13 protein-coding genes are annotated in these 18,164 nt (G+C 69.5%); 10 read left to right on the top strand and 3 right to left on the bottom strand.

From position 1 onward, the window contains the following. Positions 1-112 precede the first annotated feature (112 nt). The gene (locus tag DPR14_RS19635) at positions 113-2,962 is read left to right on the top strand and encodes a DUF4214 domain-containing protein (RefSeq protein ID WP_158046659.1); all 2,850 of its coding nucleotides are present in this window, start codon (positions 113-115) and stop codon (positions 2,960-2,962) included. Positions 2,963-3,329: 367 nt separating this feature from the next. On the opposite strand, the gene DPR14_RS19640 is transcribed toward DPR14_RS19635, so the two are convergent. Continuing rightward, complete coding sequence (locus DPR14_RS19640; protein WP_158046660.1) at positions 3,330-6,323, bottom strand: bifunctional [glutamine synthetase] adenylyltransferase/[glutamine synthetase]-adenylyl-L-tyrosine phosphorylase; 2,994 nt, start codon at positions 6,321-6,323, stop codon at positions 3,330-3,332. A 147-nt stretch (positions 6,324-6,470) separates the two neighbouring features. On the opposite strand from DPR14_RS19640, the gene DPR14_RS19645 reads away from it, so the two are divergent. Next, positions 6,471-9,674 carry a YhdP family protein gene (locus tag DPR14_RS19645; protein ID WP_158046661.1) on the top strand — a complete coding sequence of 1,068 codons (3,204 nt, stop codon included), beginning with the start codon at positions 6,471-6,473 and terminating at the stop codon, positions 9,672-9,674. A 27-nt stretch (positions 9,675-9,701) separates the two neighbouring features. Here the strand turns inward: DPR14_RS19645 and tyrS are convergent, their stop codons facing one another. After that, entirely contained in the window at positions 9,702-10,955 is a 1,254-nt protein-coding gene (gene tyrS, locus DPR14_RS19650) for a tyrosine--tRNA ligase (RefSeq protein WP_158046662.1), read from the bottom strand. A gap of 149 nt (positions 10,956-11,104) precedes the next feature. On the opposite strand from tyrS, the gene DPR14_RS19655 reads away from it, so the two are divergent. Beyond that, positions 11,105-12,175, top strand: a complete 1,071-nt coding sequence (locus DPR14_RS19655) for an anhydro-N-acetylmuramic acid kinase (protein ID WP_158046663.1) — start codon at positions 11,105-11,107, stop codon at positions 12,173-12,175. A 183-nt stretch (positions 12,176-12,358) separates the two neighbouring features. Then, positions 12,359-12,499: a helix-turn-helix domain-containing protein gene (locus DPR14_RS27500; RefSeq protein ID WP_192499039.1), complete on the top strand. Its 141-nt coding sequence runs from the start codon at positions 12,359-12,361 to the stop codon at positions 12,497-12,499. A gap of 7 nt (positions 12,500-12,506) precedes the next feature. Here DPR14_RS27500 and DPR14_RS19660 read toward each other — a convergent pair whose 3' ends face one another. Further along, positions 12,507-13,169, bottom strand: coding sequence for an alpha/beta hydrolase (locus tag DPR14_RS19660; protein ID WP_158046664.1), 663 nt, complete (start codon positions 13,167-13,169; stop codon positions 12,507-12,509). A 369-nt stretch (positions 13,170-13,538) separates the two neighbouring features. On the opposite strand from DPR14_RS19660, the gene DPR14_RS19665 reads away from it, so the two are divergent. The 6 genes from DPR14_RS19665 to murI all read left to right on the top strand — a co-directional run bounded on the left by DPR14_RS19665 (position 13,539) and on the right by murI (position 18,112). Next, the gene (locus DPR14_RS19665) at positions 13,539-14,015 is read left to right on the top strand and encodes an Rrf2 family transcriptional regulator (RefSeq protein WP_158046665.1); all 477 of its coding nucleotides are present in this window, start codon (positions 13,539-13,541) and stop codon (positions 14,013-14,015) included. Between the two features lie 29 nt (positions 14,016-14,044). Continuing rightward, complete coding sequence (locus tag DPR14_RS19670) at positions 14,045-15,187, top strand: cysteine desulfurase family protein (protein ID WP_158046666.1); 1,143 nt, start codon at positions 14,045-14,047, stop codon at positions 15,185-15,187. A gap of 136 nt (positions 15,188-15,323) precedes the next feature. Beyond that, positions 15,324-15,992, top strand: a complete 669-nt coding sequence (locus DPR14_RS19675) for a molecular chaperone DnaJ (RefSeq protein ID WP_158046667.1) — start codon at positions 15,324-15,326, stop codon at positions 15,990-15,992. Between the two features lie 138 nt (positions 15,993-16,130). Beyond that, positions 16,131-16,460: a ferredoxin family 2Fe-2S iron-sulfur cluster binding protein gene (locus DPR14_RS19680; RefSeq protein ID WP_158046668.1), complete on the top strand. Its 330-nt coding sequence runs from the start codon at positions 16,131-16,133 to the stop codon at positions 16,458-16,460. Positions 16,461-16,466: 6 nt separating this feature from the next. Then, positions 16,467-17,138, top strand: a complete 672-nt coding sequence (gene tenA, locus DPR14_RS19685; protein ID WP_158046669.1) for a thiaminase II — start codon at positions 16,467-16,469, stop codon at positions 17,136-17,138. An 89-nt stretch (positions 17,139-17,227) separates the two neighbouring features. Further along, on the top strand, positions 17,228-18,112 hold the full coding sequence (gene murI, locus DPR14_RS19690) for a glutamate racemase (protein ID WP_158046670.1): 885 nt from the start codon (positions 17,228-17,230) through the stop codon (positions 18,110-18,112). Positions 18,113-18,164 lie beyond the last annotated feature (52 nt).

The following is an 18,164-nucleotide window of genomic DNA, read 5'->3' on the forward strand; positions in this document are numbered from 1 at the left end:
CCATCGGGGTGGCGCGCATGCGGCGCGATCCAGCCCTTTATAAAGAGCTGATTTCGTCTCGAATCCCACTATCAATCGTCCCTGGTCCGGCAGACGATCAAGGGCGAGCTCCATGGGTATCCGTACAGTCTTCAAGCTCGGCAATGTCTGGGACCAGGGTTTCGCGGCCGAGATCCTGGTGTTCAACGACGGCCCGGAGACCGTGACCGACTGGCGCCTGTCGTTCGCCGCGCCATGGGTCATCCAGTCCCGGTGGAACGTCACCGCGCTGCCCTCGCCGACGGGGGTGACCACCTTCGGCAATGTCGGCATGAACGGGACCCTGGCGCCCGGCCAGAGCGCCAATGTTGGCTTCACGGCGCAAGGCGCCCCGGCGGAGCCGGTGTTCCTGCCGTCCGCTCCCGGCCAGGCGGACGCGATGCCGTACCTGACGGTGACCGACGGCTTCGCGGTCGAGGGGGATGCCGGCACTACGCCGCTGACGTTCGGCCTCAGCCTGTCCCAGGCTTCGGCGACGCCGGTCACGGTGCGCTGGGAGACGGCTGCGGGCGGCGCCACCGCCGGGACCGATCACCGGAACGCCGGCGGCACCGTGACCTTCGCCCCGGGCGAGACAAGGGCGACCGTCCAGGTCGACGTCATCGGCGACACCGCAGCGGAATTGAACGAGACGGTGCGGCTGGTGCTCAAGTCGGCCGAGGGGGCCGTCCCGATCCGCTGGCAGGCGACCGGAACGATCCATGACGACGACGGCCCGTCACCCGCGGCTCCGGGCGTGGTCGCCGACGGCTTCCTGTCCACCCGCGGCAACGAGATCGTCGATGCCGCCGGCACGCCTGTCCGCCTTGCCGCCGTCAACTGGTTCGGCCTGGAGTCCCTGCGCGCCTCGCCGGACGGGCTGAACGTCCGGAACTGGCAGGACATGATGAAGCAGATGGCCGACGCGGGCTTCAACGCGATCCGCCTTCCCTTCTCGTCCGAACTGCTGGACGGCAGGGCTCCGGCGAACATCAACGGCACCCTCAACCCCGAACTGGTCGGGCTCGACGGCCTCGGCATCATCGACAGGATCGTCGAGCATGCCGGGCGGATCGGGCTGCGCATCATCCTCGACCATCACCGCAGCGCCGCCGGCGATGGACCGAACCAGAACGGCTTGTGGTACGAGGGCGCCCATACCGAAACGGAGTGGATGGAAGACTGGGTGATGCTGGCCCAGCGCTACAAGGGCAACAGCACGGTGGTCGCCGCCGACCTGCACAACGAGCCGCACGGTCAGGCGACCTGGGGCGACGGCAATCCCGCCACCGACTGGGAAGCGGCGGCCGAACGCGCCGGCGCGGCGATCCAGGCGGTCAATCCCGACTGGCTGATCCTGGTCGAGGGGATCGAGACCTACAAGGGGAGCTGGTACTGGTGGGGCGGCAACCTCCAGGGGGTCGCCGACGACCCGGTCGAACTGCCCGTCGCCAACAAGCTCGTCTATTCGCCCCACGACTATCCCAACTCCGTCTATCCGCAACCCTGGTTCCAGGGCGACGACTACGCCGCGCAGCTCCAGGGCCTGTTCGACACCCAGTGGGGCTTCATCGCGCGGCAGAACATCGCCCCCGTCCTGATGGGCGAGTTCGGCACCAAGCTGAACGACCCCAAGGATCTGGTCTGGCTGTCGAAGCTCACGGCGACGCTGAACGGCGATCTGGACGGCGACGGCGCCACCGACGCCGGCCAGCCCACGGCCGGGTTATCCTGGGCCTGGTGGTCGTGGAACCCGAACTCCGTCGATACCGGCGGCATCCTGGCCGACGACTGGCGCACGGTCCTCCCGGAGAAGCTGGCGGCCATCGCGGCCTTGCGCGGCAGCGCCTTCGCCACCAACGACGGCGGTTCCTACTCGAACGGCCCGGTCGGGCTCGCGCTCGCCGGAGGCGCCGGAGCGGACCTGCTGCGCGGCGGTGCCGGAAGCGACCTGATCCAGGGCGAGGGCGGCGAAGACCGGATCTTCGGCGGTGACGGCGACGACCGCCTCTACGGCGGCACCGGCAACGACAGGCTGGAAGGTGGCGCCGGGAGCGACCTGATCGACGGCGGTCCCGGCATCGACACCGCCGTATGGACGGGACCCCGCCGGCAATACGCCGTGACCCTCGACACGGGCGGCGACGGCACGGACACCGTGCGCGGGGTCGAGCATCTGGTCTTCGCCGACGGCCGCTACGTGACCGACGCCGGGGATACCGCGGCGCAGGTCCACCGCCTCTACGGCGCAGCCCTGGACCGCGCGCCGGAGCCCGACGGCCTGCTCGCGTGGAAGGCGGCCCTGGATGCCGGAGCGCTGACGCTCGCCCGGGCGGCCGATGGTTTCGTCGGGTCCGAGGAGTTCCGGTTCCGCTATGGTCCGCTGGACGACCGGGGCTTCGTCGAGCAGCTCTACCGCAACGTCCTGGATCGCGAGGGCGAGGAGACGGGTGTGACCTACTGGACCGGCGCGCTGGGCGCCGGCCTCACGCGGGCCGAGGCGCTGGTCGGCTTCTCTGAGTCGGCGGAGAACGTCCAGCGGACCGCGCCCGTCGTCGAGCGGGGAATCTGGCTGCGCGACGACCAGGCCGCGGCGGTGGCCCGGCTTTACGACAGCGCGCTCGATCGCCTTCCCGACGCCGGAGGGCTGGTCGGCTGGACGGCGGCGGTCAAGGCCGGCATGACGCTGCACGAGGCCGCAGGGGGATTCATCGGCTCGAACGAGTTCCAGCAACGCTACGGCGCCGTGGACAATGCGGGGTTCGTCGACCTTCTGTACCGCAACGTGCTGGACCGCCAGGGCGACCAGGACGGCCTGCGGAACTGGATCGGCGCCCTGGACGCCGGGATGACACGGACCGAGGCGCTGGTCGGCTTCTCCGAATCGATCGAGCACAAGATTCAGCGGGCGCCGTACATCGACGACGGGATCTGGTTCGTTTGACCGGAATTAGTAGTACAGCACAGTGGTTCCGAACAATTCGCCGTAGGTCGGCCTTCGCCCATCAGGGCGAACGCCGACGCCTTGGATCAACGTTCCGGCCATGATGTCGGCGTCGGCCTTCGGCCGAGGCCGACCTACGGCGCCTCCCTCACAACCATTGTGCCGAAACACTGGCGGGACACCTCCGGAAAGACGACCACGCCTTCGCGCATCGCCCTGGCATAGAACGAGTGGCCGTTCGCCAATGTCCGACAGGCCGTCGAAGTCTCTGCGCGTCCAAGAGCCGAAGAGCCTGACCTCCCGAAGGCCGGCGATCAGATCGTCCCGCCGGCGGGCCCGTATCGAGTTGGTCCGCTCCGCATACCGCTCATGAACCAGGGACGCTCAGCCGCGCCGCCGGCTCGTCCACCAGCTCCATGAAGTGCCGGTGCGCGCGGGCGGCGATGCCGCGGGCTTTGGCTTCCAGCGCGTCGAAACCGAAGCCGGCGTCATCGGCGCTTTCCGGGAAGGCGGCACGGATCAGGGCCTGGCGCAGGCCGGCGGGGGCTTTCTCGGCGACGAACCGGCCCTCCGTGGTCAGGCGCAGGAAGCCCTGGATGCGGCGCCACAGGGACAGCGCCGCGCACAGGTCGTCCGCGATCCTGCCGTCCAGCAGGCCGGCCCGGGCCGCGGCGCGCAGCGTGGCTCCGGCGTCGCCGCTGAGGATCTCCGGATGCTCCGACGCGTGGCGCAGCATCAGGTACTGGGCGACGAACTCCACGTCGATGGTGCCGCCGCGGACATACTTGACGTCCCAGATGTCCGTCGTGCCGAATTCCTTGTCGATCCTGACCCGCATCCCCGAGACGTCGCGCAGCAGCTTGTCGGGGTCGCGCGGGCGGGTCAGCACCGCGCGCACGGCGGCCTGCAGCCGCTCGGCGAGGCCGGGCGGGCCGTGGATCACGCGGGCGCGGGTCAGCGCCATGTGCTCCCAGGTCCAGGCGTCGTTCGCCTGGTAGCGGGCGAAGCTCTCCAGGCTGATCGCCAGGGGGCCGGCGTTGCCGCTGGGGCGAAGCCGCATGTCCACGTCGTAAAGGCGCCCCTCGCCGGTCGGTGCCGTCACGGCGTTGATCATCCGATGGGTCAGCCGGATGAAATACTCGTTCGGCGCCAGCGGCTTCCCTCCGTCGGAAGCGCCCAGGTCCGGCGGCACGTCGTAGACCATGATCAGGTCGAGGTCGGAGCGCAGGGTCATCTGCCGGCTGCCCAGCTTGCCCAGCGCCAGGATCGCGACCCCATGCCCGTCGAACCGGCCGTGGCGGCGGGCGAACTCCTCCGTCACGCGCGGCTCCAGGGCCGCCAGCCCCAGGTCCGCGACGTCGGACAGGAAGGGTCCGCAGCGCTCGCCGTCGGTGATGTTGCGCAGGATATGGATGCCGGCCCAGACGATCTGGTCGTTGGTCCAGCGCCGGGTGATGTTCAGCACGTCCTCGAAATCCCGCGCTTGGCGCAGCAGAAGGTCGAGCTGCTCGGACAGCGTCTCGCGGGACGGCAGCGCGTCGAAGAAGCCGGGCGTCAGGACCGCGTCGAGCCGGTTGGGGTTGCGGCTTAGCACCTCCGCGAGGCGCGGCGCGCTGCCCATGATCTCGGCCACGAGGTTCAGCAGGTTGGGATTGCTGTAGAACATCGAGAAGAGCTGAACGCCCGCCGGCAGCCTTGCCAGAAACTCGTCGAAGCGGTTGAACGCATCGTCGGGATTGGCCGTGTCGCCCAGCGCCCGGAGCAGGATCGGCGCCAGTTCGGTCAGCAGTTCCCGCGCCCGGGTGCTTCGGGTCGCCCGGTAGCGGCCATGATGCCAGGCGCGCACCGCGGCGGCGACCGAGGAGGGGTTTCCGAAGCCCATGGCGCGGAGCGTCGCCAGGGTATCCGGGTCGTCCTCCGTTCCGGTGAACACAAGGTTGCCGGCACCGGCCAGGGGCGGCGCCTCCTCGAACAGGGCGGCGTAATGGTCCTCGACGAGGTCCAGCGTGCCCAGCAGGTCGGCGCGGAACGGCTCCGGCGCGTCGTAGCCCATGAAGGCGGCGAGCGCCGCGATCCCGGCGTCGTCTGCCGGAAGCGTATGGGTCTGGCGGTCGTCCTTCATCTGGACGCGGTGCTCGACCTTGCGGAGGAAATCATAGGCCCGGATCAGGTCGTCGGCGACCGAACGCTCGATCCGGCCGGCCGCGACCAGAGCCAGCAGGCTCTCCACCGTGCCCGACGTCCGGAGGGTCGGGTCGCGGCCGCCGAAGATCAGCTGCTGGGTCTGGGCGAAGAACTCGATCTCGCGGATGCCGCCGCGGCCCAGCTTGACATTATGGCCGTTGACCGCCGTCGCCCGATAGCCGCGGTGGGCGTTGATCTGGCGCTTGATCGAGTGGATGTCCTGGATCGCCGCGAAGTCCAGGCTGCGGCGCCAGACGAAGGGGACCAGGAAGCGCAGGAAATGTGCCCCCGCCTCCAGGTCGCCGGCGACCGCGCGCGCCTTGATCATGGCCGCTCGCTCCCAGTTCTGGCCCAGGCTGCCGTAATAGGATTCGGCGGCCGAGATCGAGACCGCCAGCGGCGTGGCGCCCGGATCGGGGCGCAAACGGAGATCCGTGCGGAAGACGTAGCCGTCCCGCGTACGTTCCTCCATAATGCGGACAAGATCGCGGGCGAGACGTACGAAGGTCCGGGCCATGTTGTCCGGCTGGGTGGTCTGGACGACATGGTCGTCGTATAGGACGATCAGATCGATATCACTGGAATAATTGAGCTCTCGCGCCCCGAACTTGCCCATGGCCAGAATGATCAGACCGCTCCCGACCGAAGGCCGCTCCGGCTCGGGAAGGATCAGCGACCCGCCCGCCGCCGCTTTCGACAGCAGATGGTCGCAGGCCAGCCGCAACGCGTCCTCCGCGAAGCTGCTGAGCGCCCCGGTGACGCGGGCCAGGTCCCAGGCCCCGGCCATGTCGGCCAGGGCGGTGACCATGGATACCCGGCGCTTGGCGACCCGCAGACGCGCCATCAGGCGCGCCATGTCGCGTTCGCCGGCCAGTTCGGTGCGGACGGCCTCCAGTTCGGCGTCGAAGGCGGCGTCAAACCCCTCGGTCAGCACGCGCCGGGCGAAAGGCAGGTCGAGCACCATCGCCTGGGTCAGGAAGGGTGAGTTTCCGAACACCGACTCCAGCAGCCGGCGGCCGGCCGGATCCTCGGCATATGCGCGGGCGAACGCGGCGGCCTCGGCGTCGGGGCAGCGGGCGGCCTGCTCCGCCCAGCGCTCCAGCCCGAGGGAGGTCGCGTTGGGGTCGGCCGGCTTCGGCAGGGATGCAGGGTCGAAAAGGGCGTCGGCGGCTGTCATGGCGGCTGAACTGTTCGCTGCGGAGGTCCGGCGGGGGACGGAAGTGGGGTCGAGACTGCGCGCCGGAAGCGTGCGGGTCAACCATGGCGCCGGTCATGGTGCCTGTATTGTCGCCAAGGGGACTGTCATCGGGATGGACGCGTCGAGGTGATCCGGAAGGCGGGACGATTTACCGGCCTCGTGCTGATCGAGGCCGTCAGCGCCGTCCTGATCGGGCTGACGGTCCTGGTGGCGCTGTTCCTGTGGCGTCTGTCCAGCGGCCCGATCCAGGTCGATTTCCTGACGCCGGTGATCGAGCAGACGCTGAACGACTCACGGATGGGCGTTCGGGTCGACATCGCGGAGACCGTGCTGAACTGGGGCGGCACGGGAGCCGAGGACGGGGAGCGCGCCTTCGATTTCCAGGCGTTCGACATCCGCGCCCGCGACGCCCGGATCTATGGCCCGACCGGCGCGCTGATCGCGGCGGTGCCGGCGCTGGGCATCAGCTTCGACATGCGCGAACTGGTCCAGGGCCATGTCCAGCCGACCGTGCTGCGGGTTTTCCAGCCGGACATCCAGCTCCAGCGCGGGGCGGACGGCGCGATCGACGTCGACGTGCGCACCGGCGACCTGCCGGTCGAACATGGCGGGGTCGACGTGGTGGAGGAGGTGCTGAAGGCGCTGCAATTGCCGCCCGGCAGCCAGCCTGGTCCGCTGTCGCGCCTGTCCGAGGTGCGGATTTCCGGTGCGCGCCTGACCCTGGACGACCGGCTGCTCGGCCAGGTCTGGCAGGCACCCCGGGGCGACGTCATCCTGCGGCGCGACGCGGCGGGCCTGAGCGGGAACGCCCGGCTCGACCTGGAGATGGGCAACCGCATCGCCCGGCTCGATGCCCGGCTTCGGTTCCGGAGCGCCGACGGGGTCACCGAGGTCACGGGACGGTTCGGCAACGTATCGCCGGCCGCCCTGGCGGACCGGGCGCCCGCGCTCGGGGCGCTGTCCGCCGTCGCCATGGTGCTGGACGGCAACGCGGAGCTCCGCCTGGACCGCGCCTTCATACCGATGGAGGCGCATATCGACGTCTCGGGCCGCGACGGCGCCGTCACCCTGCCGGATTTCTACGCCGAGCCGCTTGAATTGGCACAGGCGCGGCTGCGTGCTTCGTTCGACAGGCTGAAGCGCCGGGTCGTGGTGGACGAGTTCACCGCCGGCCTGGGTGCGGATCCGGGTGGGCCGACCGTCTCGCTGAACGCCGTCGCGGTCGATCTCGGCGACCGCAGGCTCGACGTGACCGGAACCGCCGAAACCGTCGGCGTGCCGATCGACGAGTTGCGCCGGCTGTGGCCGCAGGGCGTCGCCGGCAACCCGCGCGGCTGGATCACCGAGAACCTGTCGTCCGGCCGGGCCGAGAGGGCCCGAGCGACGGCCCATGCGGTGATCGACCTGGACGCGCCGGAGCAGTCCGAGCTGAAGTCCCTGGACAGCGAGATCCTGGTCAAGGGCGTGCAGGTCCGTTATTTCAAGGAGTTGCCGCCGGTCACCGGGGTGGACGGCGTGGTCCGGATTTCCCCGACCACGCTGACGGTCGACGCCGAGGGCGGGCAGCTCCGCGACATGACTGTCGGAGCGTCGAAGATCGTGATCACCGGACTGGACCAGAAGGACCAGGCGATCGACATCGCGACCCCGGTCTCCGGACCGCTCCGGACCGCGCTGGAGGTGTTGAACCACAAGCCGCTCGGCTTTCCCGACAAGCTGGGGCTGAAGCCGTCGTCGGTCGGCGGATCGGCCAGCGCGCGGCTGACCTTCAAGTTCCCGCTGTTCAACCGCCTGACGGTGGACGACATCGTGTTCGGCGCCAAGGGCAAGCTGTCCGACGTATCCATCAGCGGCCTGCTGCCGCGCCTGCCCGTGACCAAGGCCGACGGCGAGCTGACTTTGGACCCCGAAAAGCTGGTGATCACCGGCAAGGCGCGGGTCAACGGCATCCCGGCCGACATCAGCTGGATGGAGAGCTTCTCGTCCAAGGCCGACATCCTGACCCGGATCACCGCGCGCGGCGAGGTGGGCGAGACCGACCGCGAAAGGCTGGGCTTTCCGACCCGGCCCTATGTGACCGGTCCGGTCGGCCTGGACGCCGTCTATACCGTCGCCAAGCCGGGCCAGGGCAGGCTCGCGGCCAACCTGGACCTGCGGGACGCCGGCATGGCGGTGGAACTCCTGGACTGGACCAAGCGGCCGGGCACTCCCGGTACCGCCCGCGCGACGCTGGAGCTGTCCAAGGGTGACGCCGTCCGCCTGTCCGACATCGCCCTGGACGCGTCGGGGCTCAAAGCGGCCGGCGCCGTGGAACTGGCCCCGGACGGCGCGGTCCGCGGCGTGACCGTGGCCGGCCTGTCGCTGGGCGCGACGCGGCTGGCGGGCAACGCGGCCCCCATGGCGGGAGGCGGCTGGAAAGTGAACCTCTCCGGGCAGAGCCTGGACCTGCGGCCGCTCCGCGACGGGGCGAGGGACCGGAACAGGAAGGCCGCGGAGGACGAGGTTCCGCTCGAAGTGACGGCGGCCCTCGGCCGGGTCATCCTGGGCGAGGGACGGAGCCTCGGCGACGTCTCGGCCAATCTCCAGCGCGACCGGAAGGAATGGACCGCGGCCCAGGTCAACGCCCGGGTCGGCCAGTCCGGTTCCCATCTGGTTCTCCAGTACGCTCCCGAGGCGGCGGGCCGCCGGCTGGTGCTGGAGACCGGCGACGCCGGCGCGATGCTGTACGCACTGGACCTGTTCGACAATATCCGCGGCGGCAGCCTGACCATCGTCGGACATACCGACCCGTCCAAGCCGGACAGCCCGCTGGCCGGCCGGATCGAGATGAGCGACTATTCGATGGTCAACGCGCCGGTGCTGGCCCGGCTGCTCAACGCCGTGTCGCCCAGCGGGCTTGCCGAACTGGTGGAGGGCCGAAGCCTCGGCTTCGCCAAGCTGACCGGCGAGTTCAGCTGGGAAGAGCGGCAGGAGAAGGTGCGCTTCAACGAAGTGCGCACCTCCGGGTCGGCGCTGGGCCTGACCATGGAGGGAACCGTCGATCTCGGGGCGGAGCAGGCGGACCTTCAGGGCACCATCGTGCCGATCTACGGCCTGAACCGCCTGCTGGGCTCCATTCCCGTACTGGGCGACATCCTGACCGGCGGCGAAGGCCAGGGGATCTTCGCCGCCACCTACCAGATCCAGGGACCGCTGAACGACCCGTCGGTCCGCGTCAATCCGCTGGCCGTGCTGGCACCGGGGTTCCTGCGCAACCTGTTCTTCCTGGACCACGACGCCGGCTCGGACAAGAAGAGCCCGTGGGTCTACGAATATCCCGAGAGCGACTGAACCGGAGGGGATGAGCCGGCCGCCGGCTCACACCGCCTTGACCAGGGCATGGCGCTTCTTGCCCGCCGACAGCTTCAGCACGCCCTCGGCGTTGAGATCGCCCGTGCCGGTCACCTGCGTCTCCTCGACCACCACGGCGTCGTTCAGGCGGGCCCCGCCGCCCTTGATCAGGCGCTTGGCCTCGCCCTTGGATGCCGCGAGGTCGGCGCGGACCAGCAGGTCGATCACCGGGATGCCGGCGTCGAGTTCGCCGCGGGCGATCCCGACCGTCGGCAGGCCCTCGGCCAGCCCGCCCTGCTCGAAGGTGCGCCGGGCGGTCTCGGCCGCTTCCTGCGCCGCCGCCTCGCCGTGGCACATCCGGGTCGTCTCGAACGCCAAGCGCTTCTTGGCCTCGTTGATGCCGGCCCCCTCCAGCCGCTCCAGCCCGGCGATCTCGTCCAGCGGCAGTTCGGTGAAGAGGCGCAGGAACCGGCCGACGTCGGCGTCCTCGGTGTTGCGCCAGAACTGCCAGTAATCGTACGGCGACAGCCGGTCGGCGTTGAGCCAGACGGCCCCGCCCAGGCTCTTGCCCATCTTGGTGCCGGACGCGGTCGTCATCAGCGGGGTGGTCAGGCCGAACAGGCCGGCCTGATCGACGCGGCGGCCCAGCTCGACGCCGTTGACGATGTTGCCCCACTGGTCTGAGCCGCCCATCTGGAGCCGGCAGCCGACGCGGCGGTGCAGTTCCAGGAAGTCGTAAGCCTGGAGGATCATGTAGTTGAACTCCAGGAAGGTCATCGGCTGCTCACGCTCCAGCCGCAGCTTGACGCTGTCGAAGGTCAGCATGCGGTTGACCGTGAAATGCACGCCCATGTCGCGGAGGAACGTGATGTAGCCCAGCTTCTCCAGCCAGTCCGCGTTGTTGACCATGACGGCGTCGGTCGGTCCGTCGCCGAAGGTCAGGAACTGCCCGAACACCCGCTTGATGCCGGCCATGTTCTCCGCGATCTGCTCGTCGGTCAGCATCTTGCGGCTCTCGTCGCGGCCGGTCGGATCGCCGATCTTGGTGGTTCCGCCCCCCATCAGGACGATCGGCTTGTGCCCGCAGCGCTGCAGCCAGCGCAGCATCATGATCGACACCAGATGTCCGACATGCAGGCTGTCCGCCGTGCAGTCGAAGCCGATATAGGCGGTCACGATCCCCTCGGAGGCCAGCGCATCGAGGCCTTCCGGATCGGTGCATTGGTGGATGAAGCCGCGCGTTTGCAGGATGCGCAGGAATTCCGAACGGAGATCGCTCATCGCTAGGGTCCAGGTCTAGTAAGGATGGTTCCGAGGGCGGCGTCTGTTAGCACAAACCCCGGTACCGGGCCAGCGGGGCTTGCGCAGCGCAGGCATCCCATGGGAAACAGGACCGGACCAGCCCTGTTTCCAGCACCACAGCAGCCAACATGACGCTTACTCCCCTTCGGACCGCCCTGGGCCTGATGAGCGGCACGTCGCTCGACGGCATCGACGCCGCGGTGATCCGCACCGACGGCCTTGCCCATGTGGAGACCGGGGATTTCATCACCGTTCCGTACGAGGACGGTTTCCGCGAGCGGCTGCGCGGCTGCCTGGGCGGCCGCGGTCCCGTCGCGGAGGTCGAACGCGAACTGACGGAACTGCACGCCGGCGCGGTCCGCCGGCTGGTGGAACGGGCCGGCCCGGTCGACCTGATCGGGTTCCACGGCCACACCATCCTGCACGCCCCCGAACGGCGCCGCACCTGGCAGATCGGCGACGGCCCGCTGCTGGCCTCGCTGACCGGCATCCCGGTGGTCCATGACTTCCGGAGCGCCGACGTGGCCGCCGGCGGCCAGGGCGCGCCGCTGGTCCCGCTGTACCACCAAGCGCTGGCGGCCGATCTGGAGAGGCCGCTGGCCGTGCTGAACATCGGCGGCGTGGCGAACGTGACGTGGCTGGGCCGGCGCGGCGACAAGGACGTGCTGGCCTTCGACACCGGCCCCGGCAATGCCCTGATCGACGATTGGGTCCTGTCCCGCACCGGCCGGGCGTTCGACGCCGACGGTGCGCTGGCGGCATCCGGCACCATCGACCGGGGCGTCCTGACCCGCCTCCTGGCGGCGCCCTATTTCAAGAAGCAGCCGCCGAAATCGCTCGACCGCGACGGCTTCGACATCTCTCCGGTCAAGGCGCTGGACGCCGCCGACGGCGCCGCCACCCTGACCGCCTTCACCGCGGGCGCGGTCGCCAGCGCAGCGGCGCTGCTGCCCCAGCCGCCGCTGCGCTGGCTGGTGACCGGCGGCGGGCGGCTCAACGGGTTTCTGATGGAGCTGCTGCGGGACATGCTGGGCGTGCCGGTCGACCCGGTGGACAGCGTCGGCTGGCAGGGTGACGCGCTGGAAGCGCAGGCCTTCGCCTACCTGGCGGTCCGAAGCCGCGCCGGCCTGCCGCTCAGCGTGCCTGGCACCACGGGCGTCCCCAACCCTGTCACCGGCGGGCTGTTCAGCGAGCCTTGAGCGGGACGGCCTCCTGTACCAACTCGCATTCCGGTATGGATTGATGTACCGGTGCCGCCCCATAAAAGCGGGCGAGTACGGAAATCCATACCATGGCTACCCTCCTTTACGGGATCGCCCCCTGCGGGGGCCTCCGTGCCGGAACCTTGACCGGGAAACCGGCGGGCTGAACGCGTTTCGAGTATGCCGGCCGGCGTCCACCACGCCACCATCGTGGCGCTGGAGAAGGGCGAAGGCACCCTGCGCCTGGTCAATGCCTGGCGCGTGCTCTGGGTGCTGGGGCTGGCGGAGGCCGATACCGGCGGGAAGGGCCCGGAACGCTGACGGCCGCCTATTCGGCGACCGCCGCCATGCGGCTTCCCAGAGCATTGTCGAGGTAGTCGTCGACATGCTTGTCCAGCGCTTCCACGTGGTTGGAGAACAGGTGGGTGGCACCGTCCACGACCTTGTACTCGATCCGGATGTCGCGCTGGTGCGACAGCTTGTTGACCAGCTTGTGGACCGAGTTCTCCGGCACCAGCTCGTCCTTGGTGCCGTGGACGATCAGGCCCGACGACGGGCACGGCGCCAGGAAGCTGAAATCGAATGAATTGGCCGGCGGGGCGACCGAGATGAAGCCGTCGATCTCCGGCCGGCGCATCAGGAGCTGCATGCCGATCCAGGCGCCGAACGAGTGCCCGGCGATCCAGCAGGCCGACGCGTTGGGGTTGAAGGTCTGGAGCCAGTCCAGCGCCGAGGCCGCGTCGCTCAGTTCCCCCTCGCCCCGGTCATAGCTGCCCTGGCTGCGTCCGACGCCCCGGAAATTGAACCGCAGCGTCGAGAAACCGCGCCGGCCGAACGCGTGAAACAGGGTGTAGACCACCTTGTTGTTCATGGTTCCGCCATGATGGGGATGGGGATGCAGGAACAGCGCGACGGGAGCGTTGGGCTGCTTGCCGTGAACATACCGGCCTTCGATCCGTCCGGCCGGTCCATTGATCATTACTTCAGGCATTGCGGTGTGGGTCCCGGCGAAAACAGGTTGGCCCATACCTGACGGCATGGGCGGCGGGGCTCGGGAGAAATCCCCACCAGGGGAAAAAACCGAGGCGGAGGGTAGGACATTCACCAGAGCATGAGAAGATCCCACCGTTGCAATACTTGACCACTGCACTGGGTCATCATATATCGGAAGATACCTCCAACGTCATCAGGCGGGAATCGCCTCGACGTTGGTCATACCAGTCCGACAAGACCGCCGACTATATCACAGCGAGCAACCGAGTGATCAAGCATCTTCGCAAGCAAATCCATGGCGAGATCACCGGAAAATCGCGGGGGTAGTGCCGATGCACCGCCCGGGAACAGGAACAGGGAGGCCGACGTGAGACTGAGCACCAAGGGGCGGTACGCCGTGATGGCGATGGTCGATCTTGCAAGCAGCAGCCGGGGCGGCCCGATAGCGCTCGCGGACATCGCCGAGCGGCAGGAAATCTCGCTCTCCTACCTGGAGCAGCTGTTCGCCAAGCTGCGCAAGGGCGGCCTGGTCAAAAGCGTGCGCGGCCCCGGCGGCGGCTACCTCCTGGCCCATCCGGCCGACGCCATGCGGATTTCCGACATCATCCTGGCGGTGGACGAGCCGATCCGCGCCACCCGCTGCGCCGCCGGTTCCCCGGCCGGCTGCCGGACCAACCGCAGCCGCTGCCTGACCCATGACCTGTGGGAGGAACTGGGCAACCAGATCCACCTTTATCTCAGCAGCGTAACCGTCGCCGACGTGTGCGAGCGCCGCATCCTCGGATCTTCCCACGTCATGCTGCCGGAAGCGGTCAGCGAACCCCGGGCGGCGGCGGCCGAATAGGAACCCGGTACTCAAAGAACCCGATCCCGATGCCCGGCACCTCCTATCTCGACTACAACGCGACCGCCCCGATCCTGCCCGCCGTGCGCGACGCCGTGATGGCGGCGCTGGAGGTCGCCGGCAATCCCTCCTCCGTCCACGGCTTCGGCCGGCGCGCGCGCCGGCTGGTCGAGGATGCCCGGGCCGAGGTGGCGGCGCTGGCCGGGGTCGTACCGGCCCGGGTCGTGTTCACGTCGGGCGGGACCGAGGCGAACACGTCGGCGTTGTCCACGGGAGCCTCCGGGAGAGCCGGCCGCCGCGTGCTGGTGTCGGCGATCGAGCATGACTCGGTGCTGGAGACCGTTCCCGACGCGGAACGGATCCCGGTCTTGACGGACGGCACGGTGGACCTCGCGGCGCTCGACCGGATGCTGGCGCGGGCGGACGGGCCGGCCCTGGTCTCGGTCATGCTGGTCAACAACGAGACCGGGGTGATCCAGCCGGTCGCCGAGGTGTCGCGCCTCGCCCATGCCCATGGCGCGCTGTTCCATTGCGACGCCGTCCAGGGAGCCGGCCGCGTCGGAATCGACGCCGATTCGCTGGGCATCGACCTGATGACCCTGTCGGCCCACAAGCTGGGCGGCCCCCACGGCGTGGGCGCCCTGGTGGTGCGGGAAGGCATCCCGATCGCGCCCGTGCTGCGCGGTGGCGGACAGGAGCAGCGCCGCCGGGCCGGAACGGAGAACGTCGCCGGGATCGCCGGGTTCGGCGCCGCCGCCAGGCTCGCCCGGAACGCCGCGGGCGAAATCGACCGGATCGGCCGGCTGCGCGACGGGCTGGAACGGCGTATCGCCGAAGCGGCCGAGTCGTCCGGCGTCGCCGTCACGATCCACGGCAGGGCCGCGCCGCGGGTCGCCAACACCGCCTGCGTGTCGATGCCGGGGGTTTCCAGCGAAACGCAGATCATGGCCCTGGACCTGGCCGGCGTGGCGGTCAGCGCCGGATCGGCCTGCTCCAGCGGCAAGGTGAAGCCGTCGCACGTTCTGACCGCCATGGGAGTCGACGCCGGCGAGGCGTCCTCCGCCATCCGGGTCAGCCTGGGCTGGGCGACGGGGCCGGAGGACGTCGACCGCTTCGTGGATGCCTGGAGCACGCTGTGCCGCCGCCGGGCGCGTGCGATGGTCGGCCCCTGAAGGCTTGCCCAAAGGTCTGCGCGCGACGTATGGCGTTGCCCGGGGGGCACCTTATCTGTAAAGACGCGGGGGAGTGCGCCCGGGCAAGGACTCCGGTGCCGGGCAAAGGCTCCACAACATTCAAAAGCGATGCGGCATGAGTGAACGCAAAGGCGGCGGGCCGCGGGGCGGCTCGGGAAAAGGCAGGATCGGCGGCGGGCCGGGAACGGTGGCGGGAGATCTGGTCCCCTGCTGGCTGTGCTCCCATTCGGTCTCGCCGCGCGCCTTGTTCTGCCATAACTGCGGCACGGTACAGCCGCCGCGCTCGATCGATCCCTTCACGCGGCTGGGGCTGCCGATCCGCTTCGACCTGGATCCCGCGGGACTGGAGCGCCAGTTCGCCGGATTTCGCCGGACGCTTGCCCCGGAGCGGTTCGAGAGCAAGGGCCCGCGGGAGAAATCCAACGCGCGGGCGCAGCTCGACACCTTCAAGCATGCCTATGACACGCTGCGCGACCCGATCCGCCGCGCCCGCCTCCTGCTCGACACCGCCCACGGCGCCGGCGCCCGGCAGCCGCTCCCCGCCGATCCGGAGCTTGACGCCCTGGAAGCGGCTCTGGCGGATGCCGGCGACACGGCGGAACTGGACCGGGTGGCCAACCAGGCGGTGCGCGGCACGGAACAGTGCATCCATGACATGTCGTCCGCATTCCGCGCCGGGGATCTGGACGCCGCGGCGCGAATCGTGAACCGGCTGGAGCGGTTGGAAACGCTCGCCGGCGCGGCGCGGCAGCGGCGTCCCGGCCTCCGCGGCGATGCTCCCTGAGATGGTCCGCCGGAAGGACACGCCGGGGAATTCGGTGGAAATAATGAAGGATTCGCTTGACGGGGCGTTGGAGCGAACCTTTAGTCCCGCGTTTCGGGTTTCGGACCGGTAAGAGAAGAACGACGGAGTTGTGGCATCATGCCGAAGATCACATTCATCGACACCGAGGGCAACAAACGCGACGTGGATGCGCCCTTGGGCCTGTCGGTGCTGGAAATCGCCCATCGCAACGATATCGACCTGGAAGGGGCGTGCGAGGGCTCGCTGGCCTGCTCGACCTGCCACGTGATCGTCGAACCCGAATGGTACGACCTGCTGACCGACGCGTCCGAGGACGAGGAGGACATGCTGGACCTGGCGTTCGGCCTGACCAAGACCTCCCGCCTGGGCTGCCAGATCATCATGTCCGAGGAGCTTGACGGCCTGACCGTCCGGCTGCCGTCCGGCACGCGCAACATGATGGGCTGACGTCCGATGGCCGCACGCCTGTTCGACCGCCTGAAGGAGGCGGCGGGACCGGAATGGACGGGCTATACCCGCCACGAGTTCGTCCGCCGCCTGGGCGACGGCAGCCTGCCCGAGGCGTCGTTCCGCCATTACCTGATCCAGGATTACCTGTTCCTGATCCATTTCGCCCGCGCCTACGCGCTGGCGGTCTACAAGAGCGACACCCTGGCCGACATGCGGCAGGCGGGGGCATCGCTCTCGGCGATCCTGGACCTGGAAATGGGACTGCACGTCCGGTTCTGCGCCGGATGGGGCCTGGACGAGGCGGCCATGGCGGCCTCTCCCGAGGCGACCGGCACCCTGGCCTATACCCGCTACGTGCTGGAGCGCGGCACGGCCGGCGACCTGCTCGACCTGCATGTGGCGCTGGCTCCCTGCATCGTCGGCTATGCGGAGATCGCGGCGGAACTGACGGCCGACCCGGCGACGCGGCTGGAGGGGAACCCCTACCGCGCCTGGATCGAGATGTATGCCGGCGAGGAGTACCGGGCGGTCGCGGCGGCCGAGATGGCCCAACTGGACAGCCTGTACGCGCGGCGCGGCGGGGAGGCGCGGTTCCCCGACCTCGCCCGCACCTTCACGACCGCGAGCCGGCTGGAAGCCGGGTTCTGGGAGATGGGCCTGAAGCTGCTGCCCTGAGGCTGCCCCGATTGGCGGCAAACGTGATTAACCGCGTCTTCACCATATTGGCCCAGGGTCGGGGTATCCCTTCCCTCCGGTGAGTCTCCATGACCTTCCATGACCGGCCGATCGGCATCTTCGACAGCGGGGTCGGCGGCCTGACCGTGCTGCGGGCACTCCGCGAGCGGCTGCCGACCGAGCAGCTGCTCTACCTGGGCGACACCGCCCGCCTGCCCTACGGCACCAAGAGCCCCGAGACGATCGCCCGCTACGCGGTCCAGGCGGCGGGATTGCTGGTCGAGCGCGGCATCAAGCTGCTGGTGGTCGCCTGCAACACGGCATCGGCCCACGCGCTCGACGCGCTGCGCGACGCCTATCCCGGGATCGAAGTGACCGGCGTGATCGAGCCGGGCGCCGAGGCGGCCTGCGCCGCGTCGGCCAGCGGGCGAATCGCGGTGATCGCGACCGAGAGCACCGCGCGGGCCGGCGCCTACGAGGCGGCGATCCGCCGGATCCGCGGCGACGCCGAGGTCGCGACCCGGGCCTGCTCCGTGTTCGTGGCGCTGGCCGAGGAAGGCTGGCTCGACGGGCCGGTGGCGGAAGCCGCGGCGCGGCGCTATCTGGCGCCGCTGTTCGCCGACCCGGAACCCGGCTTCGGGCCGGATACCCTGGTGCTGGGCTGCACCCATTTCCCGCTTCTGAGACCCGTGCTGGAGACGGTCGTCGGACCCGGCGTGATCCTGGTGGACAGCGCACGCACCACCGCCGACAAGGTCGCCCTGATGCTGGACCGCGCCGGGGTCGCCTCCCGCGGCACGCATTTCCCGGCGGAGATCCGGCTGCTGGCGACCGACGCCCCGGACCGCTTCGCCCGCGTGGCCGCGAACTTCCTGCCCTTCCCGATCACGCCGGCCATGGTCGAGCTGGTCGATCTCCAGCAGGCCTCCCCGAGAGCCGTGCCCGCCCTGCCGGCGCGGCGGCTGGAAGTTTGATTTCCGGGGTGCCCTCGGCTTGACTTCTCCGGACGGCCTGCCTATAAACCCG

The organism is Skermanella pratensis (assembly GCF_008843145.1).
GTDB classification, from domain to species: domain Bacteria; phylum Pseudomonadota; class Alphaproteobacteria; order Azospirillales; family Azospirillaceae; genus Skermanella; species Skermanella pratensis.

What these genes read in the sequence shown, in the direction of transcription:
- DPR14_RS19635 (WP_158046659.1), top strand. Translation starts at nt 113, where the DNA reads ATGGGTATCCGTACAGTCTTCAAGCTCGGCAATGTCTGGGACCAGGGT.
- DPR14_RS19640 (WP_158046660.1), bottom strand. Translation starts at nt 6,323, where the DNA reads ATGACAGCCGCCGACGCCCTTTTCGACCCTGCATCCCTGCCGAAGCCG.
- tyrS (WP_158046662.1), bottom strand. Translation starts at nt 10,955, where the DNA reads ATGAGCGATCTCCGTTCGGAATTCCTGCGCATCCTGCAAACGCGCGGC.
- DPR14_RS19655 (WP_158046663.1), top strand. Translation starts at nt 11,105, where the DNA reads ATGACGCTTACTCCCCTTCGGACCGCCCTGGGCCTGATGAGCGGCACG.
- DPR14_RS27500 (WP_192499039.1), top strand. Translation starts at nt 12,359, where the DNA reads ATGCCGGCCGGCGTCCACCACGCCACCATCGTGGCGCTGGAGAAGGGC.
- DPR14_RS19660 (WP_158046664.1), bottom strand. Translation starts at nt 13,169, where the DNA reads ATGCCTGAAGTAATGATCAATGGACCGGCCGGACGGATCGAAGGCCGG.
- DPR14_RS19670 (WP_158046666.1), top strand. Translation starts at nt 14,045, where the DNA reads ATGCCCGGCACCTCCTATCTCGACTACAACGCGACCGCCCCGATCCTG.
- DPR14_RS19675 (WP_158046667.1), top strand. Translation starts at nt 15,324, where the DNA reads ATGAGTGAACGCAAAGGCGGCGGGCCGCGGGGCGGCTCGGGAAAAGGC.
- DPR14_RS19680 (WP_158046668.1), top strand. Translation starts at nt 16,131, where the DNA reads ATGCCGAAGATCACATTCATCGACACCGAGGGCAACAAACGCGACGTG.
- tenA (WP_158046669.1), top strand. Translation starts at nt 16,467, where the DNA reads ATGGCCGCACGCCTGTTCGACCGCCTGAAGGAGGCGGCGGGACCGGAA.
- murI (WP_158046670.1), top strand. Translation starts at nt 17,228, where the DNA reads ATGACCTTCCATGACCGGCCGATCGGCATCTTCGACAGCGGGGTCGGC.